12 protein-coding genes, 1 pseudogene and 1 riboswitch are annotated in these 16,188 nt (G+C 73.3%); of the genes and pseudogenes, 8 read left to right on the forward strand and 5 right to left on the reverse strand.

What is annotated here, in order from left to right; translation table 11 throughout:
* Positions 1 to 334: 334 nt before the first annotated feature.
* Positions 335 to 1,774 (reverse strand): GuaB1 family IMP dehydrogenase-related protein, encoded by a 1,440-nt coding sequence (locus ABT247_RS22780; protein WP_350744967.1) that lies wholly within the window; start codon positions 1,772 to 1,774, stop codon positions 335 to 337.
* Between the two features lie 468 nt (positions 1,775 to 2,242).
* On the opposite strand from ABT247_RS22780, the gene ABT247_RS22785 reads away from it, so the two are divergent.
* From ABT247_RS22785 to ABT247_RS22800, 4 genes are all read left to right on the forward strand, one after another.
* A complete protein-coding gene (locus ABT247_RS22785) occupies positions 2,243 to 3,676 on the forward strand; it encodes an SDR family NAD(P)-dependent oxidoreductase (RefSeq protein ID WP_350744988.1) in 1,434 nt (477 codons plus the stop codon).
* Between the two features lie 21 nt (positions 3,677 to 3,697).
* Positions 3,698 to 4,162, forward strand: coding sequence for a nucleotide triphosphate diphosphatase NUDT15 (locus ABT247_RS22790; RefSeq protein ID WP_350744969.1), 465 nt, complete (start codon positions 3,698 to 3,700; stop codon positions 4,160 to 4,162).
* A gap of 297 nt (positions 4,163 to 4,459) precedes the next feature.
* Complete coding sequence (locus ABT247_RS22795) at positions 4,460 to 5,116, forward strand: Rv1733c family protein (RefSeq protein ID WP_350744971.1); 657 nt, start codon at positions 4,460 to 4,462, stop codon at positions 5,114 to 5,116.
* Between the two features lie 166 nt (positions 5,117 to 5,282).
* On the forward strand, positions 5,283 to 6,020 hold the full coding sequence (locus tag ABT247_RS22800) for a VOC family protein (protein WP_350744973.1): 738 nt from the start codon (positions 5,283 to 5,285) through the stop codon (positions 6,018 to 6,020).
* A gap of 142 nt (positions 6,021 to 6,162) precedes the next feature.
* On the opposite strand, the gene ABT247_RS22805 is transcribed toward ABT247_RS22800, so the two are convergent.
* Positions 6,163 to 6,669, reverse strand: a complete 507-nt coding sequence (locus ABT247_RS22805; protein ID WP_350744975.1) for a DinB family protein — start codon at positions 6,667 to 6,669, stop codon at positions 6,163 to 6,165.
* Between the two features lie 268 nt (positions 6,670 to 6,937).
* On the opposite strand from ABT247_RS22805, the gene ABT247_RS22810 reads away from it, so the two are divergent.
* The gene (locus tag ABT247_RS22810; RefSeq protein ID WP_350744977.1) at positions 6,938 to 7,348 is read left to right on the forward strand and encodes a hypothetical protein; all 411 of its coding nucleotides are present in this window, start codon (positions 6,938 to 6,940) and stop codon (positions 7,346 to 7,348) included.
* Positions 7,349 to 7,559: 211 nt separating this feature from the next.
* Positions 7,560 to 8,188 (forward strand): annotated as a pseudogene (locus ABT247_RS22815) (class I SAM-dependent methyltransferase).
* Positions 8,189 to 8,458: 270 nt separating this feature from the next.
* Here the strand turns inward: ABT247_RS22815 and ABT247_RS22820 are convergent.
* The 3 genes from ABT247_RS22820 to ABT247_RS22830 all read right to left on the reverse strand — a co-directional run bounded on the left by ABT247_RS22820 (position 8,459) and on the right by ABT247_RS22830 (position 11,830).
* Positions 8,459 to 9,136, reverse strand: a complete 678-nt coding sequence (locus ABT247_RS22820) for a YoaK family protein (RefSeq protein ID WP_350744979.1) — start codon at positions 9,134 to 9,136, stop codon at positions 8,459 to 8,461.
* Positions 9,137 to 9,217: 81 nt separating this feature from the next.
* The gene (locus tag ABT247_RS22825) at positions 9,218 to 9,952 is read right to left on the reverse strand and encodes an MgtC/SapB family protein (RefSeq protein WP_350744981.1); all 735 of its coding nucleotides are present in this window, start codon (positions 9,950 to 9,952) and stop codon (positions 9,218 to 9,220) included.
* 210 nt (positions 9,953 to 10,162) lie between these two features.
* Positions 10,163 to 11,830 (reverse strand): NRAMP family divalent metal transporter, encoded by a 1,668-nt coding sequence (locus ABT247_RS22830; RefSeq protein WP_350744982.1) that lies wholly within the window; start codon positions 11,828 to 11,830, stop codon positions 10,163 to 10,165.
* A gap of 359 nt (positions 11,831 to 12,189) precedes the next feature.
* Positions 12,190 to 12,365: riboswitch (M-box (ykoK) riboswitch) on the reverse strand.
* Between the two features lie 137 nt (positions 12,366 to 12,502).
* Here ABT247_RS22830 and ABT247_RS22835 point away from each other — a divergent pair.
* Positions 12,503 to 13,303: an ABC transporter ATP-binding protein gene (locus ABT247_RS22835; RefSeq protein WP_502892484.1), complete on the forward strand. Its 801-nt coding sequence runs from the start codon at positions 12,503 to 12,505 to the stop codon at positions 13,301 to 13,303.
* Positions 13,300 to 16,038 (forward strand): FtsX-like permease family protein, encoded by a 2,739-nt coding sequence (locus ABT247_RS22840; RefSeq protein WP_350744986.1) that lies wholly within the window; start codon positions 13,300 to 13,302, stop codon positions 16,036 to 16,038. The genes ABT247_RS22835 and ABT247_RS22840 overlap by 4 nt, the downstream gene beginning before the upstream one ends.
* Positions 16,039 to 16,188: the final 150 nt, after the last annotated feature.

Raw genomic sequence — 16,188 nt, forward strand, 5'->3', positions numbered from 1 at the left:
GGTCGGCACCCTGCTGGTGACCCATTACACCCGCATCCTCGGCGGGACGAACACGGACGGGCCGATCCAGCCGAGCCGAACCCAGCCGCACCGGGCCCGGCGAACGCGGGCCTGACCCGCCCGGAGCCCGGCCGGACCGGATCCGGCCGGGGCGAGACCGATGAAGCGCGGTCCGACCGAGCGTGCGCCTGCCCCACGGAGCCCGGCGCGTCCGAACCCAGCGGGGTCAGGCACCGCACAGCCGACCCGGCAACGACCAGGCCCGGCCGAGCGCAGCTCAGTCATGCCTGGTCAGGCCCGGTCAGGCCCGGTCAGTCCTGATGATCGAGCCGGATCAGGCCCAGCTGGAGTGCAGCGGCTTGCCCTCGGCGTAGCCGGCCGCGCTCTGGATGCCCACGATCGCCTTCTCGTGGAACTCCTCCAGGCTGCTCGCGCCCGCGTAGGTGCAGGAGCTGCGCACGCCGGCCACGATCGAGTCGATCAGGTCCTCCACGCCCGGGCGGGCCGGGTCGAGGAACATCCGGGAGTGCGAGATGCCCTCCTCGAACAGCGCCTTGCGGGCCCGGTCGTACGTGGAGTCCTGGGCGGTGCGGTTGCTCACGGCGCGGGCCGAGGCCATGCCGAAGCTCTCCTTGTACTGGCGGCCGTCGGCGGCGGTCTGCAGGTCGCCCGGGGACTCGTAGGTGCCGGCGAACCAGGAGCCGATCATCACGTTGGAGGCACCGGCGGCCAGCGCCATGGCGACGTCGCGCGGGTGGCGCACCCCGCCGTCGGCCCAGACGTGCTTGCCGAGCCGGCGGGCCTCGGCGGCGCACTCCAGGACGGCGGAGAACTGCGGGCGGCCGACGCCGGTCATCATCCGGGTGGTGCACATGGCGCCCGGCCCGACGCCGACCTTGAGGATGTCGGCGCCCGCCTCGACCAGGTCGCGGACACCGGCGGCGGAGACCACGTTGCCGGCCACGATCGGGATCTGCGGGTCCAGGCCGCGCACCGCGCGCAGTGCGCTGATCATGCTCTCCTGGTGGCCGTGCGCGGTGTCGACCACCAGCACGTCGGCACCGGCCTCGATCAGGGCCTTGGCCTTGCCCGCGACGTCGCCGTTGATGCCGACGGTGGCGGCGATCCGCAGCTTGCCGTTCGCGTCCACGGCCGGGGTGTACAGGGTGGCGCGCAGCGCGGCCTTGCGGGTGAGGATGCCGACCAGGCGGCCCTGGCCGTCCACCACCGGGGCGAGCTTGCGGTGCGCCTCGGCGAGCCGGTCGAAGGCGGTACGCGCGTCGACGTCCTCGTCCAGCACCAGCAGGTCGCGGGACATCACGTCGGCGAGGCTGGTGAAGCGGTCGACGCCCTGGCAGTCGGAGTCGGTGACCACGCCGACCGGCTTGCCGTCCTCGACGACCACGAGGGCGCCGTGCGCACGCTTGGGCAGCAGGGAGAGCGCCTCGGCGACGGTGGCGCCGGGGGCGAGGGTGATCGGGGTGTCGAACACCAGGTGGCGCTGCTTGACCCAGGAGATGACCTCGGCGATCACCTCGGTCGGGATGTCCTGCGGGATGGCGACCAGGCCGCCGCGGCGGGCCACGGTCTCGGCCATCCGGCGGCCGGCGATGGCGGTCATGTTGGCGACGACCAGCGGGATGGTGGTGCCGGTGCCGTCGTTCGAGGAGAGGTCGACACCCTGCCGGGAGCCCACGGCGGAACGGCTGGGGACCATGAAGACGTCGTCGTACGTCAGGTCGTACGAGGGCTTGAGGTCGTTCAGGAAACGCATGAATGGGCTCTCTGGCTGGGAGAAATTACACCTCGGGTGCGGTTGCGGCGAGGCCGCCGGGGCGCACTCGGGCGCCCTGCACCCAGCGTTCGATTGTCCGTGAGGGCGCGACCAAAAGCCAGTTCGGGGGACATCGCTGGTGCTGTGCACAAACCATGATCAATGCTCCGCGCGTAGACATGGACGATCCTCCAAGCCACCTCCCCGACATCGGCTTTTCGCCCGGGCGGGGACCGCTCCCGTAGCATTCACGCGGTGAACGGCGAGGCGAGCGGGAAAGCGACAGCGGGCGTGATCGAGCAGAAGGACGTGGAGCGGCAGGACGTCGGGCGGGACACCGGGCGCCACGTCGGAGGCAGCGCCACCGACGGCGCGGAGGACGGCACCGGGCACAGCGCCGGGCACGGCACGGCCGCGGGCCGGGGCGAGGGCGCGGCCACCGAGGAGGAGGTCGACTACGGCCCCGGCCTGGACCCGGAGCGGCTGAAGCTCTGCCTGGAGGTGCTCGCCGAACTGGACGAGCTGCACGTCGACCACCCCGACGCGATCACCGTCCGCAAGGCCGTCGGCGGCATATTCCGGACCCTCAAGCAGCGCCGCCGCCAGGAGACCCGGGCCCGCAAGACCGCCAACGACCGCGCGGTCACCGCCCGGACCGCCACCGGCGCGCCCACCCGGATCGACGACGAGACGGCCGGCGCCTTCGGCCTGACCACCGTCACCACCACCGAGATCGCCGGCATCCTGGAGCGGCCGCGAAGCTGCTACATCTGCAAGGGCCGGTACGTGGAGGTCGACGCCTTCTACCACAACCTGTGCCAGCGGTGCGCGGCCCTGAACCGGTCCCGCCGGGACGCCCGGACCGACCTCACCGGCAAGCGCGCGCTGCTGACCGGCGGCCGGGCCAAGATCGGGATGTACATCGCGCTGATGCTGCTGCGCGACGGCGCCCACACCACCATCACCACGCGCTTCCCCAACGACGCGATCCGCCGCTTCAAGGCCATGCCGGACAGCGCCGAGTGGATCCACCGCCTCAAGATCATCGGCATCGACCTGCGCGACCCGGCCCAGGTGATGGCGCTGGCCGACGAGGTCGCCGCCGACGGCCCGCTGGACATCCTGATCAACAACGCCGCGCAGACCGTCCGCCGCCCGCCGGAGTCCTACCGCGAGCTGATCAGCGCAGAGTCCGCCCCGCTGCCGGCCGGCGAGCTGCCGCAGGCCACCACCATCGGCCGCTTCGGCAGCGGCAGCGTCGACCTGCCCGCCCTCCCCCGCCAGGCGACCGGCAGCGAGCAGCGGCTGGCCGCCGAGGACGTCACCTCGCTCGCGCTGGTCACCGGCTCCGCCACCCCGGCCCGGATCGCGGCCGGCACCGCGATCGACGCGGGCGGTCTGGTGCCCGACCTCGCGGACACCAACAGCTGGGTGCAGACCGTCGAGGAGGTGGGCCCGGTCGAGTTGCTGGAGGTCCAACTCTGCAACTCCACCGCGCCGTTCATCCTGATCAGCCGGCTGCGCCCGGCGATGGCCGCGTCCGCGTCCCGCCGCAAGTACGTGGTCAACGTCTCCGCGATGGAGGGCGTCTTCTCCCGCGGCTACAAGGGCGCCGGCCACCCGCACACCAACATGGCCAAGGCCGCGCTCAACATGCTGACCCGCACCAGCGCGCTGGAGATGTTCCAGACCGACGGCATCCTGATGACCGCCGTCGACACCGGCTGGATCACCGACGAGCGGCCGCACCCGGACAAGATGCGGTTGGCCGACGCCGGGTTCCACGCCCCGCTCGACCTGGTCGACGGCGCGGCGCGGGTGTACGACCCGATCGTGCGCGGCGAGGCGGGTGAGGACCTGTACGGCTGCTTCCTCAAGGACTACGAGCGCGCCAACTGGTGACCACCTGAAGGAGATGGCGAGTTGAGCACCGTTCCGACCGCACCGCTGCTCGGTGCCGGGATCATCGTGCCCACCGGGGACGGCCGGGTGCTGATCGGCCGCCGCACCACGGCCGGCGAGCCGCCCACCTGGAGCCTGCCCGGCGGCAAGGTCGACCTCGGCGAGTCCTTCGAGCAGACCGCGGCCCGCGAACTCGCCGAGGAGACGGGCATCGTGCTGCCCGCGGCGCGGATGCGGGTGCTCGCCGTCCACCTGGACCACGAGCTCGGCCGACCCCGGCTGACCGCCGCCGTGCTGGCCCCGCCGAGCGTCGCCGAGGCGGTAGTCACCGAGCCGCACGCCTGTGCCGGTTGGGAGCGCTTCGCGGTGGACGAGCTGCCGGAGCCGATGTTCTACCCGTCCGCACTGGTGCTCGGCAGCTGGCTGCCCGGACTGGACGACGTCCCGCGCGACGGGACGCACAGCTACCCCGTCGTCCGCCGCTGACGTACGAACGCACCCACCGCCGGCGGAACGAGGAGCGGGGGCGGCCGCACGACCGCCCCCGCTCCCCAGCACGGCCCGGACCCCCCACGGTCCGAGCGGGCCGGCACCACGTCCAGGGACGGGGGCGCGGTCGGACTCCAGCCTGCCCGGTCGGGCGGCGCCTGCCGAGGGCCGAACGTCCCGACCGAGAGGGCCGGCGGTCCTCCGGACGCGCACCACTCTTGTGCGAGAGGGCCGCGGGGTGGAGATTGGGTGGGCAAGGCCCTTACGCGCCCGCCGTCCTGAGGAGTCCTCACCGTGCCCAGCACACCCCGGCCGGCCCGGCCCGCGTCGCTCCCGCAGCGAACCGGCCGTCAGCTGCGGCGGGCCTTCGGCGCTCGGCACGAACCACTGGCCCGCCCGCTCGATCGCGCCCGTGCCCGCGCCTGGCTGCTCGCGCTCCTCGGGGGGCTGCTGGCGCTCGCCGTCTCCGTGACGGGAGCCCTGCTGCTCTACCACTCGTCGGCGCCGCGGGCCGCCGCCGACCGGATCCGGCTGCACCGGGTGGACGCCGTGGTCGCCGTCATCCCGGATCACGGCGCCGCCGCCGGCAGCCGCTTCGCGGGCGGCTACGACACCCTGGTGAACGTCGAGGCCGCCTGGAGCTACCCCCCGGGCACCGCGCACACCGGCACCGTCGAGGCACCGCGCACGGCGGTCCCCGGCGCCGTCGTCCCGATCTGGGTCGACCCCCGGGGAAACGCGACCACCCCTCCGGTCAACCGAGCCGCGCTCGCCGTCTCGGCAGCCTGCACCGGCACCGGCGCCCTCCTCGTCCTGCTCGGGCTGCTCGTCGTGGCCCTGCGGCTGCGCCTGCACGCCCTCGACCGCCGGGCGGACGCCGCCTGGGCCGCCGGCTGGGCCCGGCTGGAGCCGCTGTGGAGCGGCCGGGCCGGTCACCGCCGCGAGGAGTGACGGGACCCCGGGCCGACCAACCACCGGCCCTCGAGCCGCACACCGCACCTTCGACCTGCTGCCGAGCCCAATCAGCACGCCGCCGGAGCTGGCATGACGCGGAGCGGTGGCTCGACGCCCTGGAGCTCCGCGGCAACCGGCCGACTCCGGATCTAGGATCTGCGGCATGGCAACACGACTCGTGCAGATCAACATGAAGGCCCAGGACGACGCTGCGCTCGGCCGGTTCTGGGCGGAGGCACTCGGTTGGGGTGTCGACAGCGAGGGCCCCGGCGTCACCAACCTCGAACCGGTCGGCTTCGCGTACCCCGACCCCGCGGCCGTCTGCATCGATCTCATCGCCCGCCCAGAACCCAAGACGGTGAAGAACCGGGTGCACCTCGACCTGGCCACCACTTCGACGGCCCATCAGGCGGAGCTGGTCGCACGCCTGAAGGACCTCGGCGCGACAACCGCCGACGTGGGACAGGGCGACGTCCCCTGGACGGTCATGGCCGACCCGGAGGGCAACGAGTTCTGTGTCCTGGAGCCCCGGGAGATCTACCGGGACACCGGGCCGATCGCCGCAGTGGTGGTCGACTGCACCGACCCGCGGGCGATGGCCCGGTTCTGGGGCGAGGCAATGGACTGGACGGTGCACGAGGTCGCCGACGACCACGCGACCATGCGTTCCGCCCACGGCGTCGGCCCCTACCTGGAGTTCGTCCGCACCCCCGACACCAAGAGCGGGTGGAACCGCGTCCACCTGGACATCAGCCCCTACCGCGGTGACGACCCGGCAGCCGAGGAGGCCAGGCTGCGCGCTCTGGGCGCCTCCGACCCGGGCATCGACCAGTCCGCCATCTCCTGGCGGATCCTGACCGACCCGGAGGGCAACGAGTTCTGCCTGCTCAGCCCCCGTTAGCCCCGCTCCACCGCAGGTTGATCGCCTGCTCGACCACCGCTACGCCTGGGCCCCCGGGCCGTCCGGTGGGTGTTCGTCGCGCTGATGGCCCGGGCCGACGCCGAGGAGGATCTGGACCGGGCGGTCTCGGGGACGAGACTGCCTAGTCTCCGGTCGTTCCGTCGAGCAGCTCGCGCAGGATGTCCAGGTGGCCGTTGTGGCGAGCCGTCTCCTCGGTGAGGTGGAGGAGGATCCAGCGCAGGTCGACGTGGAGGCCGTCGCGGACGGCTCGCTGGGCCCGCTTGTCCAGGCCGTTCCCGGCGACCAGTTCACGGTAGCGCGCGCTCTGTTCAGCGTATTCGTCGAGCAACTGCGTGAGCGGGAAGTCAACGGCGATGCGCATCTCGCGGTCGGGGTCCTCCTCGGTCCAGGGACCCCGGTCCTCCTCGCCGAGGAAGACCACTTGGAACCAGTAGTACTCGACCCAGCGGAGGTGGTTGATCAGTCCGCTCATGGTCATCAGCGGTGAGCCCGGCAGGAGCGCCTTGCGCGCGTTCTCCGCAGAGACGCCATCGCACTTGGCGCGGGCGGTGTCACGTGCATAGTCGAGAAACGTGGTGAGCTGGGTGCGCTCGTCCCACGCGGGCGGTGTGTCGTCGATTCTGGTCATCCCGCGAAGCGTCCCCGATCACCGCGACCGATGTCGAGGCATTTATCGACGGAACCCAACCCGCTCCACCCGGTTCCCTGTCCGGCGGGCCGCCACAGCGGGTTAGTGCCGGTGGGCCGCCCGGCACCATCCGCCGGACAGGCCCTGGTAGTGCTTTGTCAGGAGCTGTCCTGGCGATCATCCGTAGGGCACCCCGGTGGTACTTTGCCGGGAAGCCGTGGGAGGGGTGGGCAGGCAAGTGGACAGGGAGTTGCGACATGCCGTTGTCGTGGCGCTCGGCGAACTCGGGCGAAGCCACGACTACCGTGACCGCGCGGATGCCGGCCACGGCTTGGCAGGGTTTGCCGAGATGCAGGAGGCCCATGGTCCGCTGCTGGAGCTCGTGCTCGATCCGGGTGACACCTTCGTGACCAGGGTGACCGCGGAGGCACTGCTTCGGCGAAAGGACAGGGTGGGCCTGGCAACAGTCGCGTCCGCGCTGGCAGTTGCCGACCCGAATCACCGGGATTGGATTCACACCGCGGTCGTCGACGTATTCAGTGTCTTCTCCCATGACCGGGACACTGCGATCGGCCTGTGCGAGGAGCTGTCGCAGGACGCTGACGACCGTGTGGCCCAAGGGGCTCGTCAGTTGCACGAACTCCTGGCTGAGATCGATCCCGTTCTTCGCCCCGCATAGTGCGGGGCGACCGTTGTCGCGAGAGCGCAGGTGATCGACGGCAGAGCTTGGAGCCGGTACTCGCCCATCATGTGCGAAGCCGGATGACAACAGCGGCGGCGGAGGGCCGACGCAAGTCGATGCAGCCATGGCCGAGCGGCTCGGTGCCGACAACCCACCCCATGGCAGCCCTACGACACCGCCTCACGAAGCACCACTAGAGTCCTGGGCCGTGGCGAATCATCAGGACGAGACCAGGGCGGCCTACGACGGAGTCGTCGAGCTGTACGCCTCGCTGTTCGCGGATCGGCTGGAGACGCAGCCGTTCGCTCGGGCCATGATCGGCACCTTCGCCGAGCTGGTGCGCGCGACGGGCAACCTGCGGGCAGCGGACGTCGGGTGCGGGCCCGGACATCTGACGGCCATGCTGCACGAACTGGGCCTGGACGCCTTCGGCCTCGACCTTTCCCCCGGCATGGTCGACCACGCCCGGCGGGCCCATCCGGCGCTGCGCTTCCAGGAGGCGCGGATGGAGTCCCTGCCGATCGAGGACGGCGCGCTCGGTGGCGTACTGGCCCACTACTCGATGATCCACACCCCTCCGGGGGAACTGCCGGAGCTGCTCGCCGAGCAGGTACGCGTCCTGGCGCCAGGGGGTCTGCTTCTGGTCTCCTTCTTCGGGACCGACGGACCGGAGCCGATCCGGTTCGACCACAAGGTGACACCTGCCTACAGCTGCCGGTGGACCGCCTCGCCGAGCTGCTGGCCGATGCCGGGCTCGCCCCCTTCGCTCGGCTGCTCCACGATCCGGCCTCCGAACGAGGCTTCCTCGACGCCCACCTGCTGGCCCGCCGTTCGTAGGTCCTGCCCGGCGATACCCGCCAGCCTGTCGGCGCACCTCCGGACCACCGACTCGGCCGGCGCTCGCTGATCCGACGGGAATCGTCGGACAGGCTCCAGGGAGGTCCTGTCGATCACGCCGGCCCGGATGAGGGGTGCGGCGGGGGATGGTCAGTGCTGCTCGGTGGGGGCCGGGGGCCTTGGCGTAGCGGGGTGGCGACGCCGCGTCATGCTCGAGGCGGTGGAATCCGCAGGGGTGTGCGCCCCTGCGGATTCCCGGAGCATTCGGCCTCAGCGGCGCTGCGTCCAGGCCGGTGCCGGGGTGGGTCTGCCGGCGCGGTGGATGACGGCGGCGACGGCGACGAGCAGGACGAGCGCCAGGGCGAGCGCGGCGGTGACGTCGACGTGGAGCACGAGGAGGGCGCCGAGCAGGGCTCCGGTGAACATCCAGGCGGCCGACGCCAGTCGGCGGGACCCGGTGAGGTCGGCCGCGAGGGCGGTGATGGTCATGGTCAGCACCGTGGTGGTGAGGTCGGGGACCTTCAGGGAGCGGACCACCGCGTTCTGACCGCCCATGGCGAGCGCGAGCAGGCCGATCAAGGTGTAGCGGGCGGATGAGGATCCGTGGCCGACGACGGCCGCCAGCACGGTGCTCACCGCCACCAGCAGCACTTGGACGGCGAGCGCCGCGGTCAGCAGCCGGCCGCGGTGCCCGGGCAGGCGCCGGGAGAGGTGGCCGCCGGCCAGGGCCCCGAGCAGGAAGGCGGCGAGGGCGGCGAGTGAGGCGGTGGCGGAGAGGTTCGCCGCGCCGGCCAGCGCGAAGCCGAGGAAGACCACGTTGCCGGTCATGTTGGCGACGAACACGTGCCCGAGTTCGAGGTAGCTGACGGCGTCCACCACTCCGGTGACCAGGGTCAGCACCAGCAGCATCGGCACCAGCGGGCCGTGCTCGGGATCGGGTTTCAGCATCGGGCCTCCCAGTGGCTCACGTGACGGCCTCTCCGTTCTACTCCCCCTCAGGCCGGTACCTGCTCCACCGGCCGCTCCCCCTCAGGCCAGCGCCGGACCGGCCGGGTCCTCCGGGTCGTCGTCCAGGTGCCAGTGCAGGTCCCGGACACCGGGCTCCAGCGACAGCCGGGTGACGACCTGCTCCAGCGCCGGGGTCACCTGGCCGGTGGTCGACACGGTGGCGCGCAGGCTGGTGGCGTCGCCCTGCTCGGTGCGGCGGGCGCGCAGGCCGGTCGGGGCGAGGCCGGACGCGGCCAGGGCCTGGAGCAGCAGGGCCCGGATGTGGGTCTCGGACTTGCGGTCGCACTCCAGGTGGACGACGGCCCGGCCGGTGGAGTCCGGGTCGCTGCCGGACTGCGGGGCACGGTCGAGCAAACGGCCGGCCGGGCGCAGGACCAGGTGGACGGCGAGCACGGCGATCGTGCCGAGGACGGCGAGTTCCAGTTCGCCGGACGCGGCCAGGACCCCGACGGCGGCCGAACACCAGAGCGTGGCGGCGGTGTTGAGGCCGCGCACTCCGGCGCCGTCGCGCAGGATGACGCCACCGCCGAGGAAGCCGATGCCGGAGACCACGTAGGAGGCGACCCGGGTGGGGCTGCCGGCATCACCGACCGCCTCGCTGTAGAGCACGAACAGGGTGGCACCGGCGGCGACCAGGGCGTTGGTGCGCAGGCCGGCCATGCGGGCGCGCCACTGGCGCTCGACGCCGATCAGTGCGCCGCAGGCCACGCCGGTGGCGAGCCGGACCAGGAACTCGACGGTGGTCAGGGTGTGCACGACGGCACCTCCTCCAGGAACGCGGACGGGAAACGCGGACGGGGAAACACAGGCAGGAAACGCGGGCGGGGCAACACGGACGGGCAACACGAGCAGGGCGGCGGCCGCCAGGACCGCGGACGACGGGTGCCGGGACCCGGGGCGGCGGGGCGCCACCCGCCACCCACCACCCCCCGCCCGCCCCAGGGCGTCCCGCCCGTGGCCGGCCGCTCAGTGGTCGAGCGCGGTCTCGACGACCTTGATGATGACCATGGCCGTCGCGATCAGCAGGTAGGCGCGCAGGGCGCCCATGCCGGCCTTACGGGCCGTGGACATCACCGGCTTGGCGAGGGTGTCCAGCGGGGGCATCCGCCAGTTCTCGCGGTCGACCGGGTCCTCCTTGGTGGCGGTGCGGCCGAAGGTGAAGGAGTACCCGGCGACGAGGACGCCCGCGACGCCGCAGGCTGCCGCGATCCCCAGGATCGCGCCGGAGCCGATGCCCGGCCGGACCACGGCAGCGGTCAGGACGAGCGAGAGCGTCACCAGCACGCCGACCACGACCGCGGTGAAGGCGTTGGTCCTGGGTCCGTTGACCCACGGACCGAGCACGGCGCGGTCGTTGCAGAGCAGCAGCAGGAACACGGTGGCGGAGGGCAGCAGCACCCCGGCGAGCACCTGGACGAACTGGGTGATCAGGCCCTGGGTGTAGCCGTTGGACAGCAGGGTGATCGCGGCGGCCACGACGACCAGGCCGGCGTGGACGCCGTAGAAGCCCTTGGCGCCCCGGACGCCGCGGTGCAGCGAGTGCTTGATGCCGAAGACGTCGCCGATCGCGTAGGCGGTGGACAGCGAGACGGCGAAGGCACCGATGACGGAGGCGTCCAGCAGGGCGATCGCGAACAGCACGCCGGCCAGTCGGCCGGCCGTGGCCTCGATGCCCTCGGCCAGGGCGGCGGCGTCGGAGAACCGTCCGAAGCCGTCGGTGCCCGCGAAGGCCGCCGCCGTGAGGCCGATCAGCGCGGCCGCGCCGACGATGACCACGGCGATCCCGATCCACAGGTCGACCTTCTCGTAGGTCATGAAACGCGGGGTGATCCGCTTGTCGATGACGTACGACTGCTGGAAGAACAGCTGCCAGGGGGCGACGGTGGTGCCGACGATGGAGATGACGACCATCATGACCGCCGCGAGCTGGCCGGAGCCGCCGGGCAGGGCGGGCGTCACGAAGTCGTGGGCCATCTGCGAGGTCTTCGGGTGGAGGAGGAAGTAGACCGGCACCAGCAGCAGGGAGCCCGCGCAGAGGGTGATGGCGACCCGTTCGAAGCGCCGGAAGGAGCCGGTGAAGGCCGAGGCGATGATGATCGCGGCGGCCAGGACCACCGAGGCCGCCTTGGGCAGGCCCAGGTAGCCGGCGGCGAGCGTGACCCCGATGAACTCGGTGACCAGGGTCAGCGCGTTCAGCAGGAAGAGGTCGATCACGCTGAACGCGCCCCAGAACCGGCCGAAGCGCTCCAGGATCAGCCGGGCGTGGCCGACCCCGGTGACGGCGCCGAGGCGCAGCACCATCTCCTGGTTGACGTACAGCACGGGGACGAGCAGCAGCAGGGTCCACAGCAGCTGGGTGCCGTAGTTCTGCCCGGCCTGGCCGTAGGTGGAGAAGGCGCCGGCGTCGTTGTCGCCGACCATCACGATCAGGCCGGGGCCGATGACGGCCAGCAGGGTCCTGAACCGCGCGGAGAGCCCGTGGCGCGGGGCGGTGTCGTCGAGCCGGAGGGTGCCGAGCGCGCCCTTGATGTCGCCGACGTGGGCGTCGTCCAGGACGGCCTGGCCGGCGGCGGAGGTGGTGGGGGAAGCGCCGGGAACCGCGGGGAACGTCGGGTCCAGCATCGCATTGGTCATGGCAGGGCCTGCCTCCCTGCCCCTCGGCGAGGGGCGTCAGGGGACACGCGGCAGCACTCCTCCCGCTGGGCGCACGCCGCCGTCCCCGCACGGCGGCGCCGGGCAGCGGCGGCCGTGCGGGCATGACGGATCGTCAGGCGCCTTGCGTCCGCGTGCGGTCGAGCAGCGGGCGAGGCGCCTGGTGGGGATGTGCGGGGGAGGTCGTCACCGCGTGCCGGAGGTGTTCGAGAGCATGCGGGGGTAGGGGCGACTGTGGCCCGGACTACTGCAGTCCATGATCTCGCCTCCTCCCGGCCGGGGGCGCACCGACTGTGCGCCGCATCGCGACACGGCAAGGAGCACACCGGTCGCGGCGGACCGGTACACCCCAACTCGTCAGAGCTTTGGCACTCCACGGCGTGTCCGGCCGGTCGGCCGGAAGCCACTTGGGGTCAACCCTTAGGTCGGGAGGACCTGTCCTGAACCTGGGCGTCTCTCGACGTCGTCGGGTCAGTGGCCTGTGTCCGTGAAGACGCCTCACCGAACGAGGTGCCTCGTGAAACCTCACACAGCATAGCCCGGCCGGAGAGCGGGCCCGCCGCCTTCCGTCCGCTCCTCGACACCTTTGTAGAACCTTGACCGGTCCGCGCCTGCTGCGCCTTCCCCATCCCGGCATATATAGTTCACCGACATATGCAGCTGAACAGCTCACGAGGGGGAAGTGTGTCCTACACCGATCCGACCCGGTCCGAGCCCGTCCTGCGCCTGACCGGGGTGTCCCGGGTGCACGGACGCGGCGCCGCCGAGGTGCACGCCCTGCGCGGGGTCGACCTGACCGTCCACGCCGGCGAGTTCGTCGCCGTGATGGGTCCGTCCGGCTCTGGGAAGTCGACCCTGCTGACCCTGGCCGGCGGACTGGACCTGCCCACCCGCGGCGAGGTGCTGGTCGAGGGCGTCACGCTCGGCGACCTCAGCCGCGGCCGGCTCGCCGACCTGCGGCGGCGCTCCGTCGGGTACGTCTTCCAGGACTACAACCTGATCCCGGCGCTCACCGCCGCCGAGAACATCGCCCTGCCCCGCGAACTCGACGGAGTCCCGGGCCGCGCCGCGCGCCGGGAGGCCCTGGCCGCGCTGGAGGAGTTGGGCATCGGGGAACTCGCCGACCGCTTCCCCGACGACATGTCCGGCGGCCAGCAGCAACGGGTCGCCATCGCCCGGGCGCTGATCGGCGAACGCCGCCTGGTGCTCGCCGACGAACCGACCGGAGCACTCGACTCGGCCACCGGTGACGCGGTGCTCGCCGTCCTGCGCGCCCGCTGCGACGCCGGGGCGGCCGCCATGATGGTCACCCACGAGGCCTCGCACGCCGGTTGGGCGGACCGGGTGGTCCACCTCCGGGACGGCGCGATCGCCTCGGAGAGCACCGGTCGCCGCTCCGGCGGCTGCCCGGCAGCCGTCCACCGACCCAACCCCCTGGGGGAGGTGGCGCGTTGAAGCTCGGAGCGTGGAAGGTCGCACTGCGGATCGCCCGCCGCGACGCACTGCGCGCCAAGGGCCGCAGTGCGCTGGTCCTGGCCATGATCGCGCTGCCCGTGCTCGGGGTCACCGGTGCCGACGTCGTCCACCGCAGCGGGCAGCTCACCCCGGCCGAGCGGGTCGAGCGGGTGGTCGGCGGAGCGGACGCCCTGGTCACCGGACTCAGCCCGGGCCGGACCGTCGAGCAGGCCCCGATCGCCGAGGACGGCGCCTTCGCGCTCGACCCCAAGCCGGGGCAGCCGCCGACGGCCGAGCAGCAGCGGGCCGCGAGCACCGACCCGGCCGAACTGGTCGGCTCGTTGCTGCCACCCGGCAGCCGGCTCACGCCCGCCCGCACCGGGCCGGAGACCGGCGCGAACTCGCCCGAGGGCCTGGTCCGCACCCTCACCACCGAGGCCGACCTCGGCGACCCGGTCTGGCGCGGCCGGCTGGACGTCGTCGGGGGACGCACACCCGCCGCCCCGCACGAGGCGGCCGCCACCCGGGCCTTCCTGGACCGTGCCGGGCTCGGGCTCGGCGGCACCACCACCGTCCAGGGGCTGGAGCGGACCACCTTCACCATCACCGCCGTCGTGGAGCACCCGGACGACCTCGGCCGGGTCGAACTCGTGGCCCGGCCGGGCGAGTTGCTCGACCCGCTGACGGCCGCCGCGGAGCCCGGACAGCCCGCCGCCGAACGCGCCCCGGACCGGCACGACGCCTGGCTGGTTCGCATGCCGAGCGGCGCCGCCCTGGACTGGACCGCCGTCCAGCGGTTCAACGCCCACGGCTACACCCTCACCGCGCGCTCCGTCGCCCTCGACCCGCCGCCGAACCGGGCCGTCCCGTACTACCGCGACTCCACCCGCTCCAGCGGCCCGGCCACGGGCGGTGACACCAGGGTCGTGGTCGCCACCGTCACCGGGATGGCGCTGCTGGAGGTCGCCCTGCTCGCCGGGCCCGCCTTCGCGGTCGGCGCCCGCCGCTCGCGGCGGCAGCTCGCCCTGCTCGGCGCGGCCGGCGGCGGCCGCACCCACGTCGGTGCGGTGGTCCTCGGCGGCGGCCTGGTCCTGGGCGCGGCCGGCGGAGTGCTCGGCGTGGCCCTCGGCACCGCTCTGGTCGCCGCACTGCGCCCGCTCGTCGAACAGGTCGGCGGTGCCCGCTTCGGGCACTTCGCCCTGCCCCCGCTGGACCTCCTCGCGATCGCCGGGATCGGCCTGCTCACCGCACTGCTCGCGGCCGCACTGCCCGCTTGGCAGGCCGCCCGCCGCAGCGTCACCGCCGGCCTCACCGGGCGGGACACCGTCCGGTCGCCCAGCCGGGTGGTCACCCTGCTCGGCACGGCCCTGGTCCTCGGCGGCGGCGCCCTCGCGATGTACGGCGCGGGAGCTGTGCAGCACGGCATGCCCGTGGTGAGCACCTACGACGAGCGCACGGTGACCGTGCTCGGCGGCTCGATCACCGCCGAACTCGGCCTGCTCGCCTGCACCCCGGCCCTGATCGCGATGGTCGGCCGGGCCGCCGGGCGGCTGCCGCTCGGTCCCCGGCTCGCCCTGCGGGACTCCGCGCGGCACCGCTCGCGCACCGCACCGGCCGTCGCCGCCGTGATGGCCGCGGTCGCCGGGGCGGTCGCCGTCGGCGTGTACAGCGCCGGCACCGACGCCGGGAACCGGCGCGACTACCGGCCGCAGGCCCCGTACGGCGCCGTCCAGCTGACCAGCCACCGGGACGGGCCGTCCGCCGCGCTGCTGCGCGCCGAGCTGGAGAAGCAGCTGACCGGGCTCGGGCCGCGCGCCGACATCGGGCGGCTGGCCTACGAGTTCTGCGCCGGCTGCTCCAGCGACGTCCAGCTCAAGGGCCCGGTCGACCGGCACCGACTGGCGGACCAGCCGCACGTCGCCACGGGTGACGCCACCCTGCTGCACAAGCTGTTCGACGTCCACGACCCGGCGGCCGAACGAGCGCTCGCCGCAGGGAAGTTGGTGGTCTTCGACCGGTCGCTGATCGGCGCCGACGGCAGGGCGGTGATGCTGCTGCGCGGGGGCGGCGGCCCGGTGCAGCCTGGGCAGATCCCCAAGCCCGACCTCCAGGAGGTCCCGGTGGACGCGGTCCTGGTCGACGACCCGGACGCCGCCCGCTTCGCCCAGGGGCTGATGCCGACCACCGCGGCGGCCCCGCTCGGGCTCGCGTCCCGGCCGGACGGAGCCGTCTGGCGGCCGGCCACCCCACCGGACCGCACCGCGCAGCAGCGCGCCGAGGCCGCCGCGATCCGGCTGGACCGGTTCGCCCGCCTCGACGTCGAACGCGGCTACCAGCCGAAGGGCGACGCCCTCACCCTCGCCCTCACCGGCTTCGCCGGGCTGGTCGTGCTCGGCGCGGCCGGGATCGCCACCGGACTCGCGGCCGCCGACTCCCGGCAGGACCAGGCGACGCTCGCCGCCGTCGGCGCGCCGCCGCGGATCCGGCGGACCATGGCGGGGCTGCAGTGCGCACTGATCGCGCTGCTGGGGGCGGTGCTCGGGGCGGCCAACGGGTTCGTCCCGGCGGTGGGGCTGCTGAAGTCCCTTGCGGGCGGGGCCGGTTCGCCCTCGCCGCTGATCGCCGCGCCCTGGGGGGAACTGCTGCTGGTGGTGCTGGTGCTGCCGGTGGTCGCCGGGCTGCTGGCGGCGCTGTTCACCCGCTCCCGGGTGCCGCTCGCTCGGCGGCTGTCATGAGGAGGGGCTCGGCCACGGGCGCGGGCGCGGGCACGGAAACGGGCACGGGCTGAGCACCGGCTCGGACCACCGGCCTCGAGCACCGGTCGGCGGCCGGACAGCACCCGCGCCGCCAAGGGCGCCCGCCCCGTCACCCCGGGGGCGGGCGCC

This window comes from Kitasatospora sp. NPDC001539, from assembly GCF_040298565.1.
In the GTDB taxonomy this organism is placed as follows: domain Bacteria; phylum Actinomycetota; class Actinomycetes; order Streptomycetales; family Streptomycetaceae; genus Kitasatospora.